Source organism: Bacillus cereus group sp. BfR-BA-01524 (assembly GCF_022662595.1).
Taxonomy (GTDB): domain Bacteria; phylum Bacillota; class Bacilli; order Bacillales; family Bacillaceae_G; genus Bacillus_A; species Bacillus_A thuringiensis_S.
In genome coordinates, this window is sequence record NZ_JAKUDW010000413.1 from 1 (window position 1) to 243 (window position 243).

Consider the following 243-nt stretch of genomic DNA (forward strand, 5'->3'; position numbering starts at 1 on the left):
AAACAACAAAGAATGAGAAAGCTGGAAAATCAGAAGATAAAGCATCTGCTAAGAAAAAAGAAAAAGAGCAAGAGCAAGCAGAAGCTAAGCAAAAAGCTGAAGAAGAGAAGTTAAAGGCTGAGGAAGAAAAGAAAAAAGCTGAAGAAGAAGCGAAAGCTAACGAGAAAGTATCAGCTGAAAAAACTGTATCCAAGGCAAAAGAGGCTTATACAAAACCTTCTTGGAAAGCTGTAGGAACAGAAC

At 37.0% G+C, this 243-nt stretch carries 1 pseudogene; it reads left to right on the forward strand.

Annotated elements, in window-relative coordinates:
* Nucleotides 1-243 (forward strand): annotated as a pseudogene (locus MR170_RS31690) (YrrS family protein); the annotation flags it as partial.